The 18,292-nt window shown below is 62.9% G+C and carries 23 protein-coding genes; all 23 read left to right on the top strand.

Annotation, left to right across the window (positions count from 1 at the left end):
• From AWB66_RS01170 to AWB66_RS01065, 23 genes are read left to right on the top strand one after another with little or no spacing between them, the layout of a single operon-like run.
• Positions 1 to 1,071 (top strand): EscU/YscU/HrcU family type III secretion system export apparatus switch protein, encoded by a 1,071-nt coding sequence (locus AWB66_RS01170; protein ID WP_087628423.1) that lies wholly within the window; start codon positions 1 to 3, stop codon positions 1,069 to 1,071.
• Positions 1,068 to 3,194 carry a flagellar biosynthesis protein FlhA gene (locus AWB66_RS01165; protein WP_087628422.1) on the top strand — a complete coding sequence of 709 codons (2,127 nt, stop codon included), beginning with the start codon at positions 1,068 to 1,070 and terminating at the stop codon, positions 3,192 to 3,194. Before AWB66_RS01170 ends, AWB66_RS01165 begins: the two co-directional genes overlap by 4 nt.
• A gap of 42 nt (positions 3,195 to 3,236) precedes the next feature.
• Positions 3,237 to 3,950, top strand: a complete 714-nt coding sequence (locus tag AWB66_RS01160) for a flagellar hook-basal body protein (RefSeq protein WP_087628421.1) — start codon at positions 3,237 to 3,239, stop codon at positions 3,948 to 3,950.
• The gene (locus AWB66_RS01155) at positions 3,947 to 4,726 is read left to right on the top strand and encodes a flagellar hook-basal body protein (RefSeq protein ID WP_087628420.1); all 780 of its coding nucleotides are present in this window, start codon (positions 3,947 to 3,949) and stop codon (positions 4,724 to 4,726) included. The genes AWB66_RS01160 and AWB66_RS01155 overlap by 4 nt, the downstream gene beginning before the upstream one ends.
• A 59-nt stretch (positions 4,727 to 4,785) precedes the next feature.
• Positions 4,786 to 5,505 (top strand): hypothetical protein, encoded by a 720-nt coding sequence (locus AWB66_RS01150; protein WP_087628419.1) that lies wholly within the window; start codon positions 4,786 to 4,788, stop codon positions 5,503 to 5,505.
• A 32-nt stretch (positions 5,506 to 5,537) separates the two neighbouring features.
• Positions 5,538 to 6,089, top strand: a complete 552-nt coding sequence (locus AWB66_RS01145) for a flagellar basal body L-ring protein FlgH (protein ID WP_407642257.1) — start codon at positions 5,538 to 5,540, stop codon at positions 6,087 to 6,089.
• A complete protein-coding gene (locus AWB66_RS01140; protein ID WP_235020939.1) occupies positions 6,089 to 7,225 on the top strand; it encodes a flagellar basal body P-ring protein FlgI in 1,137 nt (378 codons plus the stop codon). The genes AWB66_RS01145 and AWB66_RS01140 overlap by 1 nt, the downstream gene beginning before the upstream one ends.
• 27 nt (positions 7,226 to 7,252) lie before the next feature.
• The gene (locus AWB66_RS01135; RefSeq protein WP_087628416.1) at positions 7,253 to 7,618 is read left to right on the top strand and encodes a flagellar basal body rod protein FlgB; all 366 of its coding nucleotides are present in this window, start codon (positions 7,253 to 7,255) and stop codon (positions 7,616 to 7,618) included.
• Positions 7,619 to 7,624: 6 nt separating this feature from the next.
• A complete protein-coding gene (flgC, locus tag AWB66_RS01130) occupies positions 7,625 to 8,086 on the top strand; it encodes a flagellar basal body rod protein FlgC (RefSeq protein ID WP_087628415.1) in 462 nt (153 codons plus the stop codon).
• On the top strand, positions 8,083 to 8,379 hold the full coding sequence (locus tag AWB66_RS01125; RefSeq protein WP_087628414.1) for a flagellar hook-basal body complex protein FliE: 297 nt from the start codon (positions 8,083 to 8,085) through the stop codon (positions 8,377 to 8,379). Before flgC ends, AWB66_RS01125 begins: the two co-directional genes overlap by 4 nt.
• 1 nt (position 8,380) lies before the next feature.
• Entirely contained in the window at positions 8,381 to 9,832 is a 1,452-nt protein-coding gene (fliF, locus tag AWB66_RS01120) for a flagellar basal-body MS-ring/collar protein FliF (protein WP_087628413.1), read from the top strand.
• The gene (locus tag AWB66_RS01115) at positions 9,825 to 10,370 is read left to right on the top strand and encodes a hypothetical protein (RefSeq protein WP_087628412.1); all 546 of its coding nucleotides are present in this window, start codon (positions 9,825 to 9,827) and stop codon (positions 10,368 to 10,370) included. The genes fliF and AWB66_RS01115 overlap by 8 nt, the downstream gene beginning before the upstream one ends.
• On the top strand, positions 10,367 to 11,104 hold the full coding sequence (locus tag AWB66_RS01110; protein WP_125469631.1) for a FliH/SctL family protein: 738 nt from the start codon (positions 10,367 to 10,369) through the stop codon (positions 11,102 to 11,104). The genes AWB66_RS01115 and AWB66_RS01110 overlap by 4 nt, the downstream gene beginning before the upstream one ends.
• Complete coding sequence (locus AWB66_RS01105) at positions 11,101 to 12,429, top strand: FliI/YscN family ATPase (RefSeq protein WP_087628410.1); 1,329 nt, start codon at positions 11,101 to 11,103, stop codon at positions 12,427 to 12,429. Before AWB66_RS01110 ends, AWB66_RS01105 begins: the two co-directional genes overlap by 4 nt.
• Positions 12,426 to 12,878, top strand: a complete 453-nt coding sequence (locus tag AWB66_RS32755) for a hypothetical protein (protein ID WP_125469630.1) — start codon at positions 12,426 to 12,428, stop codon at positions 12,876 to 12,878. The genes AWB66_RS01105 and AWB66_RS32755 overlap by 4 nt, the downstream gene beginning before the upstream one ends.
• Complete coding sequence (locus AWB66_RS32750; protein WP_125469629.1) at positions 12,875 to 13,585, top strand: hypothetical protein; 711 nt, start codon at positions 12,875 to 12,877, stop codon at positions 13,583 to 13,585. The genes AWB66_RS32755 and AWB66_RS32750 overlap by 4 nt, the downstream gene beginning before the upstream one ends.
• Positions 13,575 to 13,994, top strand: coding sequence for a flagellar hook assembly protein FlgD (locus AWB66_RS01095; RefSeq protein ID WP_087628408.1), 420 nt, complete (start codon positions 13,575 to 13,577; stop codon positions 13,992 to 13,994). Before AWB66_RS32750 ends, AWB66_RS01095 begins: the two co-directional genes overlap by 11 nt.
• A gap of 44 nt (positions 13,995 to 14,038) precedes the next feature.
• Entirely contained in the window at positions 14,039 to 15,232 is a 1,194-nt protein-coding gene (locus AWB66_RS01090; protein WP_087628407.1) for a flagellar hook protein FlgE, read from the top strand.
• 56 nt (positions 15,233 to 15,288) lie between these two features.
• Complete coding sequence (locus tag AWB66_RS01085; RefSeq protein ID WP_087628406.1) at positions 15,289 to 16,056, top strand: FliM/FliN family flagellar motor C-terminal domain-containing protein; 768 nt, start codon at positions 15,289 to 15,291, stop codon at positions 16,054 to 16,056.
• The gene (gene fliN / locus AWB66_RS01080; RefSeq protein WP_087628405.1) at positions 16,053 to 16,433 is read left to right on the top strand and encodes a flagellar motor switch protein FliN; all 381 of its coding nucleotides are present in this window, start codon (positions 16,053 to 16,055) and stop codon (positions 16,431 to 16,433) included. The genes AWB66_RS01085 and fliN overlap by 4 nt, the downstream gene beginning before the upstream one ends.
• A complete protein-coding gene (locus AWB66_RS01075) occupies positions 16,414 to 16,740 on the top strand; it encodes a flagellar biosynthetic protein FliO (RefSeq protein WP_087628404.1) in 327 nt (108 codons plus the stop codon). Before fliN ends, AWB66_RS01075 begins: the two co-directional genes overlap by 20 nt.
• A complete protein-coding gene (gene fliP, locus AWB66_RS01070) occupies positions 16,737 to 17,531 on the top strand; it encodes a flagellar type III secretion system pore protein FliP (RefSeq protein WP_235020938.1) in 795 nt (264 codons plus the stop codon). Before AWB66_RS01075 ends, fliP begins: the two co-directional genes overlap by 4 nt.
• Positions 17,528 to 18,292, top strand: coding sequence for a sigma-70 family RNA polymerase sigma factor (locus AWB66_RS01065; RefSeq protein ID WP_087628403.1), 765 nt, complete (start codon positions 17,528 to 17,530; stop codon positions 18,290 to 18,292). Before fliP ends, AWB66_RS01065 begins: the two co-directional genes overlap by 4 nt.

Genomic DNA, 18,292 nt, shown 5'->3' with positions numbered 1-18,292 from the left:
ATGTCTGATCACGACCAGAACAAATCCGAGCAGGCCACCGCCTACAAGCTGGAGCGGGCGCGCAAGAAGGGCATGGTGCCGCGCAGCCCCGATGCGGGCATCGTAGTCAGCCTCGCATGCGCCGTAGTTTACCTGTGGGCAAAGGGGGACCAGACCGCCCAAGCGCTCGCGTTCATCGGCGCGCACGCGCTGCGCGACGCCGCCTTCCTCTCGCTGGGCAGTCAGGGCATCCTGGTCTGGATCGGCCAGTTGATGCTACGGTCGGTGCGCAGCATCGCGCCGTTCATCGGCATAACAGTCGCGGGCGCGCTTCTGGGCTCGCTGATGCAGACCGGGCTTCTCTTCGCGCCTGCCGCGCTCAAGGCCGATTTCAGCCGCCTGAATCCGGCACAGGGATTCAAGCGGCTTTTCTCGAAGCGCATCCTGACGGAAGCAGCCAAGGCATGCTTCAAGATGATCGTCTATAGCGCAATTGCATGGGTCTGCATTGCAGATACGATTACCGCAGCCGATCACGCCTCCCTTTCGGCTGTCGCTCTCGCTCAAGCATTGAGCGCGCGCAGTCTCAGGCTGCTGACGTCCCTTCTGTTCGCAGCGATCATCTTTGCGGTCATCGATCAGTTGCTGGTGCGCCGCGCATTCGCCAGACAGATGCGCATGAGCCGTCACGAAGTGCGTCAGGAGCACAAGCAGCGCGAGGGCGATCCGCGCATCCGTCAGCGCCGCCGTCAGCTTCAACGCGAACTGCTGCAACGCTCCGCCAGCATGCGGAATATGCGTGGAGCGGACGTGCTCGTCACAAATCCGACTCACTATGCGGTCGGCCTGCGCTACGAGCCCGCGGCAATGGATGCACCCACCCTCGTCGCGCGCGGCAGCGGCGACTTCGCGTTGCGTCTGAAGCGGCTCGCTTTCATCTACAACGTCCCGGTGATCGAGTCGCGCGCGCTGGCGCGACGGCTGTTCCGCGAAGCCGCGTTCGAACGCGAGATTCCGGGCGGCCTGTATCGCGACACAGCCGAACTCTTCTTGCGCGCGGGGCTCGCGCCTTCACAGCGGAGCGCCACATGAACGCGCTGCTCGAGCGACTGCGCAACCAGTCCGACCTCGCGCTCGTGCTGGGCGTCGTCGTGATTCTGCTGATCTTGTTCACGCCAATCCCCGCCAGCGCGCTCGATTTCTTCATCATCGTGAATTTTGCCTTTGCCTTCACGATTCTGCTGCTGACCTTCTACGTCGCGCGACCGGTCGATTTCTCGACATTTCCGTCGCTCCTGCTGATCGCCACGCTTTTCCGGTTGTCGCTCAACATCGCGGCGACGCGGTTGATTCTGTCGGGCGCATCCGCTGGGCAGGTGATTGGTGCGATAGGCGAATTTGTCGTGCAAGGCAACTTCGTCATCGGGCTGATTGTCTTCTTTATCCTGATCGTCGTGCAGTACGTAGTTGTGACAGCAGGTGCCCAGCGCGTTTCGGAAGTCGCCGCGCGCTTCGTGCTCGACGCCATGCCGGGACAGCAAATGAGCATCGACGCCGACCTCAACATGGGTCTCATCGACCAGGACGAAGCCAAGCGTCGCCGCAAAGATCTAGAAAAGGAAGCGGGCTTCTACGGCTCTATGGACGGCGCGAGCAAGTTCGTCAAAGGCGACGCGATCGCGGGCATCGTGATCCTGCTCATCGACATCCTTGGCGGCTGGGCGGTCGGCGTAGCGCAGATGGGCATGTCGCTCGGCGACGCCATGCGCACTTTCACGCTACTGACAATCGGCGACGGCATCGTCACGCAAGTGCCCGCTCTCGTGATCTCGGTGGCCACGGGCATTATCGTCACACGCTCATCGGCGGACGGCAAACTCAGCCACGAAGTGCTGCGTCAGCTTGTGCGCTTTCCCAAGATCCAGTTTCTCGTGATCGGAGCAGTCGCCGCGCTGCTCGTTCTACCGGGCATGCCCAAGTGGCCGATGGCCCTGCTCGCGCTCGCAGCGCTCGGCGGACGCTTCCTGCTGCAGCAATCGAAGCGCGCGCCTGCTTCGTCGGCAAGTGCCGAAGCAAGAGAGCGAGCACCCGCCGACACGCAGAACGAAACGCCCGCGCTGGCTGCGATCGAAGTACTGTTCGGCCCGGCCCTCTCGACGGCCTGGACGCCTATGCAAGCGGTGCTCGCCGAACGCATTTCCGCATTTCGCGAGCAGTTCCACATGGAGGTCGGCCTCGTCGTGCCTGCGGTGGTGTTTCGCGATGCCGCGGGTCTAGTCGCGAACGACTACCGCGTCACGCTGTTCGGCAGCCGCTTCGGACATGCCACGCTCTACCCGGAGCGCATTCTTGCGATCCATGCGCAAACGCGCACTGATCCCCTGCCGGGCATTGCGACGCGCGATCCGGCCTTCGGCATGCCCGCGGTATGGATCGAGGCTAACCAGCAAGCACCGGCCCGCGCGCAGGGATATACGTGCGTCGATCCCGTCACGGTGCTGATCACGCATGTTATCGAGATCATTCGCGCGCATGCGTCGATGCTGCTGTCCCGCGCCGCCGTGATGACGATGCTTGAAGGCGTGCGCACGCGTCAGCCCGGTCTCGTCGAGGAACTGGTGCCTAACGTGCTGGCCGTGAGCGATATCCAGCAGGTGTTGCAGGGCCTGCTTGCCGAGCAGGTGCCAGTCCGCAACATCGATCTCATCATGGAGACGCTGGCGAACAATGGCCGTCATGAAAAGAACCCCTTGATGCTTGTCGAGACAGTCCGCCAGAGGCTCGGTCATGCGATCTGCCAGGCCGCCCAAGGCGATCACGATACGCTTGCCGTGCTCACGCTCGATCCCGCGCTGGAAGCGACCATCGCGCACAACTTGGGGGCGGCGGACGGTGCCGCGTTTGTCGTCGACCCGCGCATGGCCGAAGCATTTCTGGCCCGACTCCTGGCGCAAAGCGACGCCATGCTGCGCAAAGGGCTTTCGCCGGTCTTGCTCTGCCGTCCCGACATCCGGCGTCACCTCAAAACCTTCACGCGACGCGCCATTGCCCGGCTTGTCGTGCTGTCCATGAACGAGGTTCCGCATCAGATCAATCTGCGTTCGTTCGGCCTGGTAGACATCGGTCAGGCGAACGCTGCACCGGCACACCCTGCGCCTCGGTCGCACGCAGTCGGGGAAGCTCAAGGTTCGACCGCGGCGCTAGTTCGGGCGTAGCCGCGATACCACAACACACGAGACATTAAACACGAGATCGGCATGGATAGCATCATGGCTTTAGGCACGCGCCTGATTGCGTCGGAGACGCGACGCGTGGAAACCGCGGGACAAAACATTGCCAACGCGGCGAGCCCCGGTTACAAGCGCGCCATTGCGTTTCAGAACCTGTTGGCGAGCGCCGTGCCGGTCGTTGAAAACCACGAAGCGGGTTTCGCCACGAGCACGGATTTTTCGGCGGGCAAACTCATCCACACTGGCAACCCGCTCGATGTATCGATCGATGGCCGCGGCTTCTTCGAAGTGGCCACAGCGGACGGTCCCGCCTACACGCGAGTCGGCTCCTTCACGCGCGACGCGTCCGGCCGACTCACGACTGCCCAAGGCTGGCCGCTGCAAGGCTCTGGGGGCGACGTAGTGGTCAGTTCTTCTGGCGACTGGCGTATCGAAAAGGACGGCACCGTACTCGAAAACGGCGATCCTGTGGCCGTGATCAATGTCGTCGAATTCGGCGATCCGTCGAAGTTGCGGCGCATCGATGGCGGCCTTTTCGTTGCCGATGGTCAGAGCGCGGCGCCCGTAGACGGGGTGCAGATCAGCCAGGGCAATCTTGAGTCGTCGAACGTCACACTGGCCACGGACATGATGCAGATGATGGAAGCTGTGCGGCGCATTGAAGCCGGCCAGAAACTGATCCACACATACGACGACATGATGGGTAGTGCCCTGCAGCGTCTCGGAGAAATGTCAGCATGAACAACGTCTTCTACATCGGCGCGACGGGTCTGAATGCGCAGCAAAGCGCGGTCGACATCACGGCGAACAATCTCGCCAACATGAATACCGCCGCTTTCAAGCGTGGCGAAGCATCGTTTTCCGAACTGATGACCGACGGGGCGATATCCGCAAACGTAGCGCGCGGTCAGCGTTCCGCACCTGTCGCGGCAGGCGTCGCGGTTGATCCCACGCTACGCGTGTTCACCCCCGGTGTGCTGCATGAAACCGGCAACGCGTTCGATGTTGCGATCAAGGGCGATGGCTTCATCGAATTGCAATCCGACCGCGCATCAAGCGAAGCGACATTGTGGCGCGGCGGCACATTACACGTCGGCACGGACGGTTTTCTCGCGGCACCCAACGGACAGGCGCTCAAGGCAATGATTTCCGTGCCGCATGACGCCGCCGCGCTCACCATCGGTACCGACGGTCGGGTGTCGGCCATGCTTCCCGATCAAGCAGATCCGCTCGAGATCGGCCAGATCGAACTCGTCATGCCGACGGACACGCGCGCGTTACAAACGCAGGGCGATGGCATCTATCGCATCCAGGACGACGGCGTCGCGCTCTCGCGCCTCAAACCCGGCGAGGACAATGCCGGTTCGCTCGTGCAGGGCTACGGCGAAGGATCGAACGTGACGCTGTCGGACGAACTCGTCAAGCTCATGCTTTTTCAACGCGCCTATGCGGCCAACGCGCGCCTCGTTCAGGTCGGCGACGAACTGATGTCTATCGCCAACGGGCTCAAACGTTAGGAACCGACGCGATGACCCGTTGCTCCCTCAGATTGCTACTACCCCTATTCAGGGCGCGCATGCGCGCCGCATCGCTGGCGATCGTCATCGCGCTCGCCAATGAATTCGCCTGCGCCACATCTCCGCTGCCGCAAGTCGTGTTCTTTGATACAGCCAATGTGGCGGACCGGGAAGTTCGTCTGGGCGACGTTGTGAACCTATCGGTTCTGCCCGCGCAGTGGCAGACCGAAGCCGCGCGGATCGTCGTCGCGAACCTGCCCAGGTGCTGCAAAGCGAACCAGCTGCCGACTGCGCGGCTTGCCCGCGCCGCGCGCCTTCGAATGCCCGGCATCACACCGTGGATGCAGGGTAACGACATTGCGTCGCGGACCATCGTGATCGAGTATGGCACGCGCGTCGCTGAGCAGCAGGCGCCAGCGATGACGCGCGTCCACGCATCTTCGTGCATGCGGATCGAGCATCCGGTGGCGGCCGGCGTCGCGATCCGTCGGGACGATATCGATCCGTCCACCGTTGCGTGTGGGAACGAGGCCGTGCGTCGCGTGGCGTACTCGCGTGATACGCGTGTCGTACACGCGGCCCAGGCGCTTTCTCCCGGCGACGTCGTTACTGCGCTGCCCTTGTCGACGCTCGCGCGCGTGCGGCGCGGCGAACCCACGATGTCGAGCATCTCGGCAGGCCTCGTCACTGTGAGCCGCACTTTCATTGCACCACGCGACGAAGCGATCGGCCGCCTGCCACTCAGCGAGACGCCGTCGTCATCCGGAGACCAGTCCTGATGCGCCGTCTCATTCTCGTGTGTATGGCATGCGTGACATTGGCGACCACGTCGCCCGCCGCGTCGGCCGCGAACCTCTTCGATGCCGACGCCTGGCAGTCTCTGACGGCCGATCGCCGCGCATCAAAAACTGGCGACATCATCACGATCCTGGTGTACGAGAACTCTTCGGCCAGCAATAGCGCGGACACCTCGACCAACACCAGCTTCGCGCTGAATGGCAAGGTCTCCACCCTGTACGCCGGCAACAACATGGCGCAGATCGGCGCCGGCGACAACTACGGCGGCAAGGGCAAAATCGAGCGCACTGGCCGTCTTCTCGCGCAGATCAGCGCGACGGTCGTCGACGTGCTTCCCAATGGCGATCTCATCGTGGCCGGCAATCAGAACATCGACGTCAACGGCGAGATAACCAAGATCCATCTCAAAGGCCGCGTTCGCCCGGTCGATATCGCGCAGAACAACGCCGTGCAGTCGAACCGACTCGCGGACGCGCAGATCGAATATGCCGGCGAGGGCTTCATCACCGACCGCTCGCGCCCCGGACTGATTCCGCGTTTTCTCGCCTGGCTCGGATTATGGTAATGCGCAGAATCTCGCTTCTCGCCGCGCTCGCATGCGCGTTTCTGTTCGCCTGCGTCGCTGCGCCTCACGATGCCAGCGCCGCAATCAGCGACGTACGGCTTAAGGATCTGGGCCGATTTCTCGGCTGGCGCGACAACATGCTAGTCGGCTACGGCCTGGTGACAGGACTCGCCGGCTCGGGCGACAGCCCACGCTCGCAAGCGACGCGGCAAGCGCTCGCCAACATGATGTCGCAGTTCGACATGGCCATCACGCAGGATCAGATCCAGAGCCGTAACGTCGCGCTAGCGATGGTGACTGCCACCATGCCTCCCACCGCAGATAAAGGCGACAAGATCGACATCAATGTCACCTCGATGGGCGACGCGCGCAGCCTCGCGGGTGGCACGCTCATCATGACGTCGTTGCGTGGGCCCGACCGCAAGACTTATGCGCTCGCGCAAGGCCCGCTGTCGGTCGGCGGGTACCGTTACGATGCCAATGGCAACACGAAGCAGAAGAATCATCCGACCGCGGGCATCGTGCCGCTTGGCGCGACGGTGGAAATTCCTTTGCGGGCCGAGCTGCTGGCCGACGACGGATACCTCCACTTCGTGCTGATGGATGCGGACGCAAGCACTGCACGACGTATTGAGCAACGCATCAACCAAAGTCTCGGCTTCGACACCGCCCGCTCGCTCGACGCCAAAACCGTACAGATACGCGCGCCTCAAAATGCGCGTTCGATGAACGATTACGTCGCGCGTATCGAAGAGCTGGCGGTACAGCCTGACCAGTCGTCGCGTGTCGTCATCAGCGAGCGCACGGGTACCGTCGTGTCGGGCGGCGATACCCGCATTTCGCCCATCACCATCTCGCACGGGGACATCAGAGTGTCGATCTCCACCGAATACACCGCGTCGCAGCCCGGACTCGTCAGCTTCACCGGTCCTGGCGTGCGCAGCATGGTGATCGGCAACACGGACCTCACCGTCGAGGAACCCGGCCCCGCGGTGGCAGCATCCTTCCCGGACGGCACGGTGGGCGACCTGGTTCGGGCGTTGTCGAAATCCCGCGTCAGCACGCGTGACATCATCTCCATCCTGCAGGCGGTCAAGACCGCCGGGGCATTGCACGCGGACCTCATCATCCAATAACCCGCAAGTTTCGGAACGAAGAAAAGCATGAGTATCGATCTGGTTTCGGCCATTGTGAGCAAAGCGCTCGATGGACTGTTCGTGCGGCAGACGGTGACCGCCGACAACATCGCGAACGCCAATTCCGACGGCTTCACGCCGGCGCGCATCTCTTTCGAGGATGCACTACGCGCCGCCGCCTCGCCGCGTCACGGTGACGAGCCGACACGGGTGTCGGAGCGAGTCGCCGGTGTCACGCCAACGCTGGACCTCGCTGCGATGAATCGCAGCGAAGGCGTGCAACTCGATCAGGAGATCGCAACGGCATCCGAAACATCCGCGCGTTACGCGATGCTGACCGGCATGCTTGACCGAACGCTGCAGTTGCAGACGCTGGCCATCAAGGGAGTCTGACGCCGCATGTCAACCGGGATTTTTTCGATCGCACGATCAGGCATGGATGTCGAACATCAACGCCTTGAAATCATCGCGCAGAACCTTGCCAACGCGAATACCACGCGCACAGCGACGGGTGAAGCGTACCAACCGCTACGCCTTGTGTCCGGCCCGCGCGTTGCGGCATTCGATGCTCAACTGGCGGCCGTCGCCGCTACATCAAACGGAAACGCGCTATCGGCCACATCGTATTCGGGCGTCCAAACGTTTGGCGTAGAGGCCTCCGATGCACCGCCACGTCTTGTCTACGACCCGACGCATCCACATGCCGATGCGAAGGGCTTCGTCCACTACCCCGGTCTCGATCATGCCGGCGAGATGGCACTGATGGTACAGACGCTCCGAGTCTACGAAGCAAACACCGTGATGTTCAGCGCCGCACGTTCCATGTATATGCGCGCGCTCGACCTCGGGAGCAAGGGATGAACATCGAAAGTATCGCGTTGATCGACGCGCCGCGCTTGTCGAGCCCATGGAATAACGGCCCAATCGCAACTACGCAGGACTTCGGCGGGCTGCTCATGCGCGGCGTCGAGGGCGTTGACCATGCCGTGCAAGCGTCGGAGGCGGCTGTCACCGGGTTCGCGATTGGCGACGACATGCCGCCACATCAAGTGATGCTCGCATTGGAAGACGCGCGCCTTCAATTGCAGTTCGCGCTGCAGGTACGGGCGAAGATCGTCGAGGGCTATCAGGAACTGATGCGGATGCAGATCTAACATGAATGCGCTCTCCTCACGTCTTCTAGCGTCCATCGCAGGCGCGTCGCTAGCGCGCCGCGCCTGGCTCGCCATCGGCCTGGCGCTTATCGTCGTCTTCGCTGCGCTCGCGGTCTGGTTCGCGCTCCGACCGTCCTACGAAGTCATGTTCAGCGGCCTCAAGCGCCAGGATGCCGCTGCCGTCGCCGCCGAACTTGAAAAGCAAAAGATTCCGTTCCGCTACGACGAAGAGAACGCAGCTATTCTCGTGCAGTCTGGCGATACGCGGGCGACCCGGCTGAAACTGATGAGCCGCGACTTGCGCTTGCAGGGCGTCGTCGGGTTCGAGTTGTTCAACAACTCGGATCTTGGCCTCACTGAGTTCGCGCAGAAAGTCAATTATCAGCGCGCCCTCCAGGGCGAACTCGCCCGCACGATCATGACGCTGGACGAAATCGATCTGGCGCGTGTACACATTACGCTGCCGGAATCGTCGATCTTTCGCCACGACAATGAGAAGCCGAAAGCATCGGTGGCTCTTTTCATGCGCGACGGACAGACGCTTGAGGCCGACGCGATTCGCGGCATCCAGCGGCTCGTCGCGGCGTCGGTGCCGGAGCTGTCGCCGGCCGATGTCGCCGTGCTTGACGCGCGTGGCGCGCCCGCGAGCGCAGCAAGCAACGAGATCGACGATCCGGGTTTGCAGTTGAAACAGGCGATCGAGCGAAGCTACGAGCGCAAGATCGCCGCACTGATCCTCTCAGCGTTGGGAGACGGACATGCGTCGGTGAGTGTCGAGGCAACCATCAACAACGATCAGGTTCGCGCGACCCACGAGGCCACAGTGACGCGCCCGCTTGCGAGCGACGCGGGTTCGGTCTCAACCAGCGTGCCCCTTCCCTCCTCGCGTTCGATACGCGAGGAGGGCAGACCGCCGCTTCCCGCCGTACAAGCATCGTCTCCGTCGTTGCGAACAGATTCGCGCACGGTGCGCGATCTGGAACAGGTCGTGAAAGCCACGGGCGCAATACGCCGGTTGTCGGTCGGCATCGTGTTGGATCACGCATTGCCGCAAGACCAGATGACGCGGTTGACCTCGGTGATCTCGACTGCGATCGGATTCGACTCCGCGCGCGGCGACGTGCTGTCGACCTTTGTGCGCGAAGGACACGAAGGCGAGGTAAAAAAAGATGCGGACGCGCGCACCGTAGCCAATGCGGCGGCACAACAACCGATTCAGGCATCTCCCGCATCCGAACCTGCGCTCGCTGTGCGCGCGAGTTTCCCAGCCGCGACTCGTCTTTCGGCATGGCTCGTGTGCGGCGCCCTGCTGTTGATCCTGCTTTGCTGGCTCATCAAACGGTCCATCGCTACGAAAGAGCCGCAAGCCGCGCGGTTGACCGACGCACAGCGTGAACAGCACGCGGCGCGACTGCGCAGGCTCCTTGCGCACGAGGAGACCGCTCGTGAATAAGCCCGATCCGCAACGCGAACTGCGCAAGGCCGTCGCGGACCTGCTACGACACCCGATCGAGGATGTCGAACTCGTCTGGAACGCGCTCTCGACTGACGAGCGCGAGCGGCTCAAGCCGATTCTATCGGCGGCATCCGGATTGAACGAGCAGGCGTCGGCACGCCTCGCGACGGCCTTTCATGCGCAACCAGAACAGTCCGTCGAAAGCGGACGGGATATCGCCCTGCTCGCGTATCAGGTCGCGACGATGCCCGTCGAGCTCGCGGCACGGCTCTTGGGCAGTCTCGAGAGCAATCATCAGCGCGCCATCTCTTCACGGCTGCCGGCTACGCGCCTGTGCGCGATGCGCGAGCATCGAGATATGGATTCCGTCACTGAGCACGCGCGCAGGGCGTGGCTGGAAGTGTGCGTCCGTGTCGCCACCGATGAGCCAGCCCGTAGCAACCTTGGCGACAAGCGCGTCACGCGCGCAGCGTCGTCCGGCAGTTTCCCCGGCAAGCTGCTTCGCGTGCTGCGGAGATTCGGAGTGCAAGCATGACGACTCTCATCAAAGCGCGCAGCGTGCAATATCGGCGGAATGCGCATGCCGCCGCGAAACCACATGGCGATCTGGGAATGAGTTTGATGGAGCAGACGCCCCGCGACCAGACATTGACATCGCAGACGTCGAAGCAAGCGATTAGCGCCCCAGACGGGCGCGACGCCGAGCTGCTCGCGCTCAAGTCGCAACTAGTCCAGCTTACTTCGACGCACGCGGAATTCGAACATGCCGCTGCGGCGGAAGCGGCGGCCGCCTACGAAAATGGCCTGGCAGAGGGACTCGCGAAGGGCCGGGAACTCGCGGTGCAAGATCACGAAAGGCGGGACGCCAGCCTGCGCAGCGGCGTCGATGCCGCCGTCGCCGCATTCCATGCATCGCTCAGCGCTCTTGAGCCCCTCGCGATCGACATCGCAGTCGTCGCGCTCGAACGCATGCTCGGAGACGCTGACGAGCATGCAGAGTTGATTACCCGAACAGCAGCGCATCATGTCGCCCAATTGGCCGCCGGGTCGGTTCTCGCACTTGAATTCGCCACAACCGACTTTCCTTCGAGTGACGATCTCGCACGGGCCGCAGGTCCCCTTGCACGAGACCACGCCGTGCGCGTCGGCGTGAACACGCAGTTGAAAGCCGGACAATGCCTGATACGACTTAATCTCGGAACGCTGGACGCAAGTCTGGACGGCCAACTGGCGCGCATCCGAACGGCGCTGCTGGAAGCAAGTTCATGACGTACGCGGCGAACCACCCCATGCACCGCTTCGTGACAGCCGTTAGCGAAGCCGACGTGCTGGCACGCACCGGAACGGTCACGCGCGTGATGTCAACCTTCATCGAGGCGGATGGTCCCGGCGTTCCGATCGGAGCGCTTTGCCAGATAAACGTTTCGCCGCCCGTCCTCGCCGAAGTGGTTCGCGTGGAAATCGGCCGCGTCACACTGGCACCTTTTTCCGCCGTTACATCAATCCGCGTCGGCGATGCGGTATCTTCGCTGCGCGCCGAGCATGACATTCCGGTTGGCAAAGGTTTGCTGGGTCGTGTGCTCGACCCGTTAGGGCGAGTGCTGGACGGCAACGCTGCGCCGCGTGGGCTCGAATCAATCTGGCCGCTCGCCGGCATCGCTCTCTCGCCGCTCGAACGCACCTCGCCTTGCGTGCCGGTGCAGACAGGCGTGCGCGCGATCGACGCCCTTCTCACGCTCGGCGTTGGGCAGCGCGTCGGGATCTTCGCCGGCAGCGGCGTCGGAAAGTCGACCCTGATGGGTAGCCTTGCGCGTCACATTGAAGCGGACGTCTGCGTGGTGTGCCTCGTCGGCGAACGCGGACGCGAGGCCGAGGAGTTCTGGCACCGCACGCTCTCCGACGAGACCCGCGCCCGTTCAACGATGATCGTAGCGACGTCAGACCAGCCCGCGATCCTCCGTGCGCGCAGCGTCCTCTATGCGCTGTCGGTGGCCGAGTACTTTCGATCGACCGGCGCGCACGTGCTGCTACTGCTGGACTCCGTCACGCGCTATGCGCTCGCGTTGCGCGAAACCGGCCTTGCGGCGGGCGAGCCGCCTACTCTGCGCGCCTACACGCCGGGCGTGTTTGCCGCGCTGCCGAAAATCGTGGAGCGTTGCGGAGGATTGCGTTCGGGCGGTGCGATCACGGCACTGATGACCGTCCTCACCGAAACGGACGAGATCGACGATCCGATGGCCGAGACCATGCGCGCTTTACTCGACGGTCACATCGTGCTCACCCGCACGCTGGCCGAGCAGGGCCATTTCCCCGCCATAGACGTGCCGCGCAGCATAAGCCGTGCGTTTCAGCATGTCACCACACCCGCCGAGCGGGCCCTCGCCATGGATGCCGTCGCGCAGCTTTCGATCTATGAGGCGTCGAGGACCCTGATCGAAGCCGGGTTGTATGTCGCAGGCACGCGACCGGCGCTCGACCGGGCGATTGCGTTGCGGGAAAGCCTCATCGCCTTTTTGCGACAGGAGGCGCTGTCTTCGGTATCGCGCAACGACGCCATCGCTACCCTCACCGCACTACTCCGGAGCCCGACGTGAACACGCGCGAACGCATGCGTTCAGCCACACAAGTGGCACTAATCCGCTCGCTGCAACTCGATCGGCAGCGACTCGAAGCGCAACGGGTCGCAGCCGAAGCCCTTCGGGCCCACGTTGCCGAAATCGATGCGCGCGCGCTCCTGCACGCACAAACGGTGGCTCTCCGGCGTGCGCTGCAAGCCGACTCGGCGATCGCGCCCAATCTCATCGCTGACTCCATCGCGTCGATCAACGCCGCGCGCGCCCGTGCCGATGCCGCGCTGAACGATGCGAAGCGCACAGCCGAGCACGACGAGCGCGAACGCGTGGCGCACGCGCACAGCCAGCGGTTGGTAGAACTGGCCGATGAAACGGTTTCACGCACGACGCGGACTTACACACGCACGCTTGAGCAACGCCAAAGCGATGCGATCGAAGAGACGTTGCGCGCGCGGGGAGTACGGCCATGAAGATCGACACGATAACGTATGCCAAAGACGCCTTGTCCTATCAGCCGGGCGCAAGCGCCGCCGATGCCTTCGATAGCGTGTTGCGCCGGCTCGAACGCGACATGTGGCGCGGTGCGGCGTCGGGTTGCCGGCCAAACAATACACACGCGCCGCGCGTGGCGCAAACGCTTCCGCCCTCTTCCGGGGACGGGCTGGCTTGGCCCGTTCGCCAGGTGCGCGCGAGCGCGCTCCAGCAGGCGCCGTCGATCCCCATGTCAGAGCACGGTATGGATCACGAAGAAGTATCGCCGCAAGTCGAACCGATCCAGCCGTGCGGACCTGAGCAACAGAAGCCAAGCGCATTGAAGTCCCTACCCGCATGGGCCCCGCAGGCACCGGTATCACCGCCGGAGCCGTGCATGCGGCCGCCGTCAAGCGCTCTCAAAGGACCTGCGACCAGGCCGGGCGCATCACTCTCGCCCTTCCGCATCGAAGCGTCCGACCTCCGCATCACTTTATTGCAAGGTGCTTCCGGCGCCTCGCTAGCGATCCGTATTGCGTCGGCAACAACCGACGAAGCCGTCGCGCTTGCCCGTCACGCCCTCGAAACGTTTCGACGTCAAGGCGGCCCGAAGCCTGTGCGCCTTCTCGTGAATGGAGTCGAGCATGCGCATGCGCGACTGGAACACCACACCGTTACTCTGGATGGAGAACATCATGGCGATTAGCCCTATCGGCTCGACCGCAAACGCTGGCGGCAGCACCGACACCAACTTGAATTCGCTTGGGCTCGACATGCAGTCGCTGCTGCAGATCATTCTGACGCAGCTCACCTATCAGGATCCGCTCAAGCCCGTCGACAACTTCGAGTTCGTCTCGCAACTAGCCCAGTTCACCTCGCTCGAACAGTCGCGGCAGACGACCGACAAGCTGGACAGCCTGCTCTCACTCCAGTCGGCAGGGCAGACTTTCGGGCTGCTCGGCCGCAACGTGGATGTGAAGACCGACGCGTCGCTCGTCTCGGGCGTGGTCAAGGGCGTATCCCTGCAAGGATCGCAACCGCAACTGACGATCGAATCTGCCGACGGCCAGTTCCTCACCAACGCGACGCTCGCGCAAATCGTCACGGTCCGCTGACGCGGACCGGCTCATTCAACCGATTTTCGACAGGAACGCAGGACATGCTCGACAGCATCTACGTAGGCATGAGCGGACTCAGCGCTTTTTCAAAGGGCTTGCAGACCATCAGCAATAACGTGGCGAACATGAACACGCCCGGCTTCAAGACATCGACGCCGCAGTTCGAGGACGTCTACTATGGCCAACGGTTCGCACGCAACACCCCCGGCGCCCCGGCGCTGATGCCCTATGGCAGCGGCGTCGACTACGGGTATGCCTCTCTGAACATGTCGCAAGGCGACATTCGCAACAGCAGCGGGCAACTCGATCTGGCGATCCAGGGCAACGGCTTTCTCACTTTGCTGGATGGCGGCACGCCGCGTTATGTGCGCACCGGCCAGTTCACCGCCGGCACGGACGGTTTCATCGAGGACGCGGTGAGCGGTTTCAAACTGGCGGCGCTCGATCTGTCGGGCAAGCCCGTGCCGATCTCGATGACCGACAGACAAATCAGCGCGCCGAAGGCCACCAGCGTCGTAAAGTTCACGGACAATCTTTCGCCGGGCGCTACAGACTTTTCGATTCCCGACGTCGAAGTCTATGACGCGACGGGCGGCAAGCATAAGCTCACCATCGCCTTCTCGCCCGATTCCAGCATCATGCCCGGCCGCTGGAAGGTGACTGTGTCGGATGAAAAAGGTTTGCCAGTGACCGAAAGCTCACTGCAGTTCGTCGGCGGCATCGTGATGCCGGGCGCGGACACGATCGATCTCACCCTGACCTCCGCCGACGCTCCGCCCTTGACGCTCAAGCTGGATTTTTCGAATGGCGTGACAAATTTCTCCGCGGGCAGCACGTCCACGCTGCGCATGGCGGACCAGGACGGCTATGCGGCCGGCACGCTGACCACCATGTCCATCAATGACGCTGGTCAACTCGAGTTTCAATATTCGAACGGCAAAACAGATCACACGGATTCGATCGCCATTGCGAATTTCGCCGACCCCCAGCAACTGATTCAGACGGGAAAAGGTTTGTTCGACGCCTCCCATGCATCGCCACCGGCCTATGGCGCAAGCGGTCGGGATGGTGCGGGACGCCTCCTCTCGTCGAGCGTCGAAGCGTCGAACGTGGATCTCTCCCGAGAGTTCGGCCAACTGATCTTGATCCAGCGGGGGTTTCAGGCCTCCTCGCAGGTCGTGACCACCGCCAATGAAATGATCATGCAACTCTTCCAGATGCGAGGGCAAAGTTGAAGCCAGCACCTCAACGCTGGCGGCCTCTCGCCCAGTTCGATCTCGAGCATGCGCGCATGCTCATCGGCCAGGTTATCGCGCCGTGGCTCAAGGACTGGTTCGGTGCGCGCGGTGCCCAAGCCCTCGACGTGCGAGCGGTGCGACTCATTTCCGCTGACGCGCCCTACGATTTCGCGCGCGCGATGCGCGTATCGCAAAGCGAATCCTCCCTTTGGTGGGCGCTGCAACGCGATGCGCCGCGGTTGCTCGCTGCGCTCGCCCTTGACTTGCCCGCGACATCGTTCCCTCGAGCGGCAAACGAAGCTGTGCCGGCAGTCAGGGCGCTGGGGCAACGCATGGTCGCGGAGTTGTCGCGCGCGCTCGCGTCCTTGTGCGAGGGTCCGGCCGAAGCCGGGCCGCTGACGCCCTCATTCAAAGACACCGCGCCGCGCGAGGGTGTTCTCCTGAGCATCGCCGCTCCGTGCGGGAGCGAGCTGTGCGCAGTCGTCTGTCCGCCCTCGTTGCTTTGCGAGCGGTGCGCTCCCAGACGCGACGATCATTCGCGCCGGCGTCACTCGGTCGACTCTCGACACGACGCGCTTTCGTCCACACCAGTAGCCCTCCACGCACGTCTTGGCCAGGCGCAGATCACGCTCGATCAGTTGCTCGGCCTGGCGCCGGGCGATGTCATCACGGTGAATCGCAAGCTGCACGAACCAGTCGATCTGCTGGTGTCTTCCAGCGATCGAACCGCAGGACGATCCATCGCACCGGGCCGGCTGGGGCGCACCGGCACAGCCCTTTCGATCCAACTCGACTCCAATACTGCTCAGGAAAACGCATGAAGAAGCAACAGCCGGTCCCCGCTTTCGCCGAAACGGAGCACTGCGAAGACGACGTGGTAGCCGTTCACGCGGTCGAACTTCCACAGTTCGACGAGACCTTCTACACGACGCATGGGTCGACAAAGCCCACCCGCTCGCTTGATATCGTCGGCGACGTAAAGGTCACGCTCGACATCCGCCTCGGTTCGACCGTGATGTCGATCGCCGATCTGATGGCGCTCGCGCCCGGCTCGGTCGTCGAGTTGGACCGCCACCTTGGTGATTCCGTGGACGTGCTACTGAACGAACGCCTTATTGGAAACGGAGAAATCGTTGCCGTGGGCGAGTACTTCGGCGTGCGCATGACCGAGTTTTCTCATGATTCAGCCCGTCTCTGACATGCGGGCGATCGGCGGTGTCTTGGCCGGTGGCGACATCAGCCCGATCCGGGTCGTGGCGGCGTTGGCGCTATGCCTGCTGATGAGCATCGTCGCCGTCATCCTCATGCGTCGCATCCGTATGCCGCTTTTTATCAGCTCTCGTACGGTCGACAAGCGCATTCAGGTGCTCGATACCGTCCGGTTAAATTCGAAAACCACGCTCCATTTGATCCAGTCGGGTGACGCCCAGATTCTGATCGCCTGCGATTCGAACGGGGCGAGGACGCTGCACAGCGCCACGTCGAAGCAGGAAACCCAGCCTTGAAGTTCTCCATTCTCAGCCTGCTGCGCACGTTGGCCCTGTGCTTCATCGTGTCTTCGCCCTTCCTGAACATCTCACTGGCCGACGCACGTGCTCATGGCGCGCACACGCCGCGCTCGACATGGTCCATTCCTGCGTCGGACGAGACACGCGCGCGCGCCAGTGATGCAACATCCAGCACCGTGCGCATGGCCGCGCTCGTGACCGTACTTAGTGTCGGCCCCGCCTTGGTCATTTCGATGACGGCGTTTATCCGCATCATCGTCGTTCTGTCCATGATCCGCCACGCGTTCGGAATGCCGGAGACGCCGCCCACGCCCGTGTTAATCGCACTGGCGCTGCTATTGACCGTCTTCGCGATGCTTCCTACTCTGGAAGCCGTCAACAACGACGCGTTCCAGCCGTTCATGAGCGGACAGATCAACCTTGACGAGGCACTCACCAAAGGCGCCGCACCGCTGCGCGATTTCATGCTCCGACAAGTCCACGATGACGAACTGAAGCTTACCTATGAACTGTCGGGCAAGGCGCTGCCGCAGACACCGGCCGAGGTTAGTCTGTTGCAGTTGACGCCCGCGTTTATTCTGAACGAACTGAGGGTGGCTTTCCAGATTGGCTTCGTCGTGCTGCTGCCCTTTCTGCTCATTGACCTAGTCGTATCGAGCGTGCTGCTTTCACTCGGCATGATGATGGTGCCCCCAGCGACGATCTCGCTACCGCTCAAAGTGCTGTTGTTTGTACTCGTCGACGGTTGGGGATTGATCTTGCGCGGCGTCCTGGGAAGCTTCCGATGACGGCACCCGAGCGCACTGCGGAACAGTCGCCCAACGCGCCGTACGATCATTATTGGCGAACCTTCGTCGCGACCCGAGACACCCAGGCGCGCGAAGCGCTGTTTCAGCTCTACATGCCCTACGCGCGTACGCTCGCCGCGCAGCTTTACGCAGGGCGGCATCGCAACGACGTCGACTTCAACGACTTCCGGCAACTAGCGCTCGTCGGTCTGCTTGAGGCGATCGATCGATTCGATCCGCAACGATCCGTCTCGTTCGAAACGTTTTGCACGCGCCGAATCAGAGGCGCCGTGCTGGACGGCGTGCAGAAGTTGACCGACGCTCAGGAACAGATCTCGTTCATGCAGCGCGCGCAGCGTGAGCGGCTCGCCTCGCTCGAAGCTGCCGGTGCCGCAAACCGCGCCGCCCCGCACGACACGTTCGAGCGCCTCGCGCAACTGACCGCGGGCCTTGCGATCGGCTATATGCTCGACGATACCGGCCTGCTCGCGCACGCCGACAATACGCCGAGCCCGATCCCGGCGCCGTGGCAAAGTGTCGCGTGGCGTCAGACTCGCCAGCGCCTGCTCTTGGCCGTCTCGGGTCTGCCCGAGCGCGACCACAAGATCATTCACTATCATTACTTCAACGGCTTGCGCTTTGATCAGATCGCCGACATTCTGGGGGTGAGCAAGGCGCGCGTCTCACAACTTCATCATGCCGCGCTCGCGCGACTGCGCGATCATCTCGGCGGTTCGCGGCAACTTTATACGATTGGCTGA

It is taken from the genome of Caballeronia telluris (assembly GCF_001544495.1).
Taxonomy (GTDB): Bacteria; Pseudomonadota; Gammaproteobacteria; order Burkholderiales; family Burkholderiaceae; genus Caballeronia; species Caballeronia telluris.
This window is presented reverse-complemented; position numbering and strand designations above follow the sequence as displayed.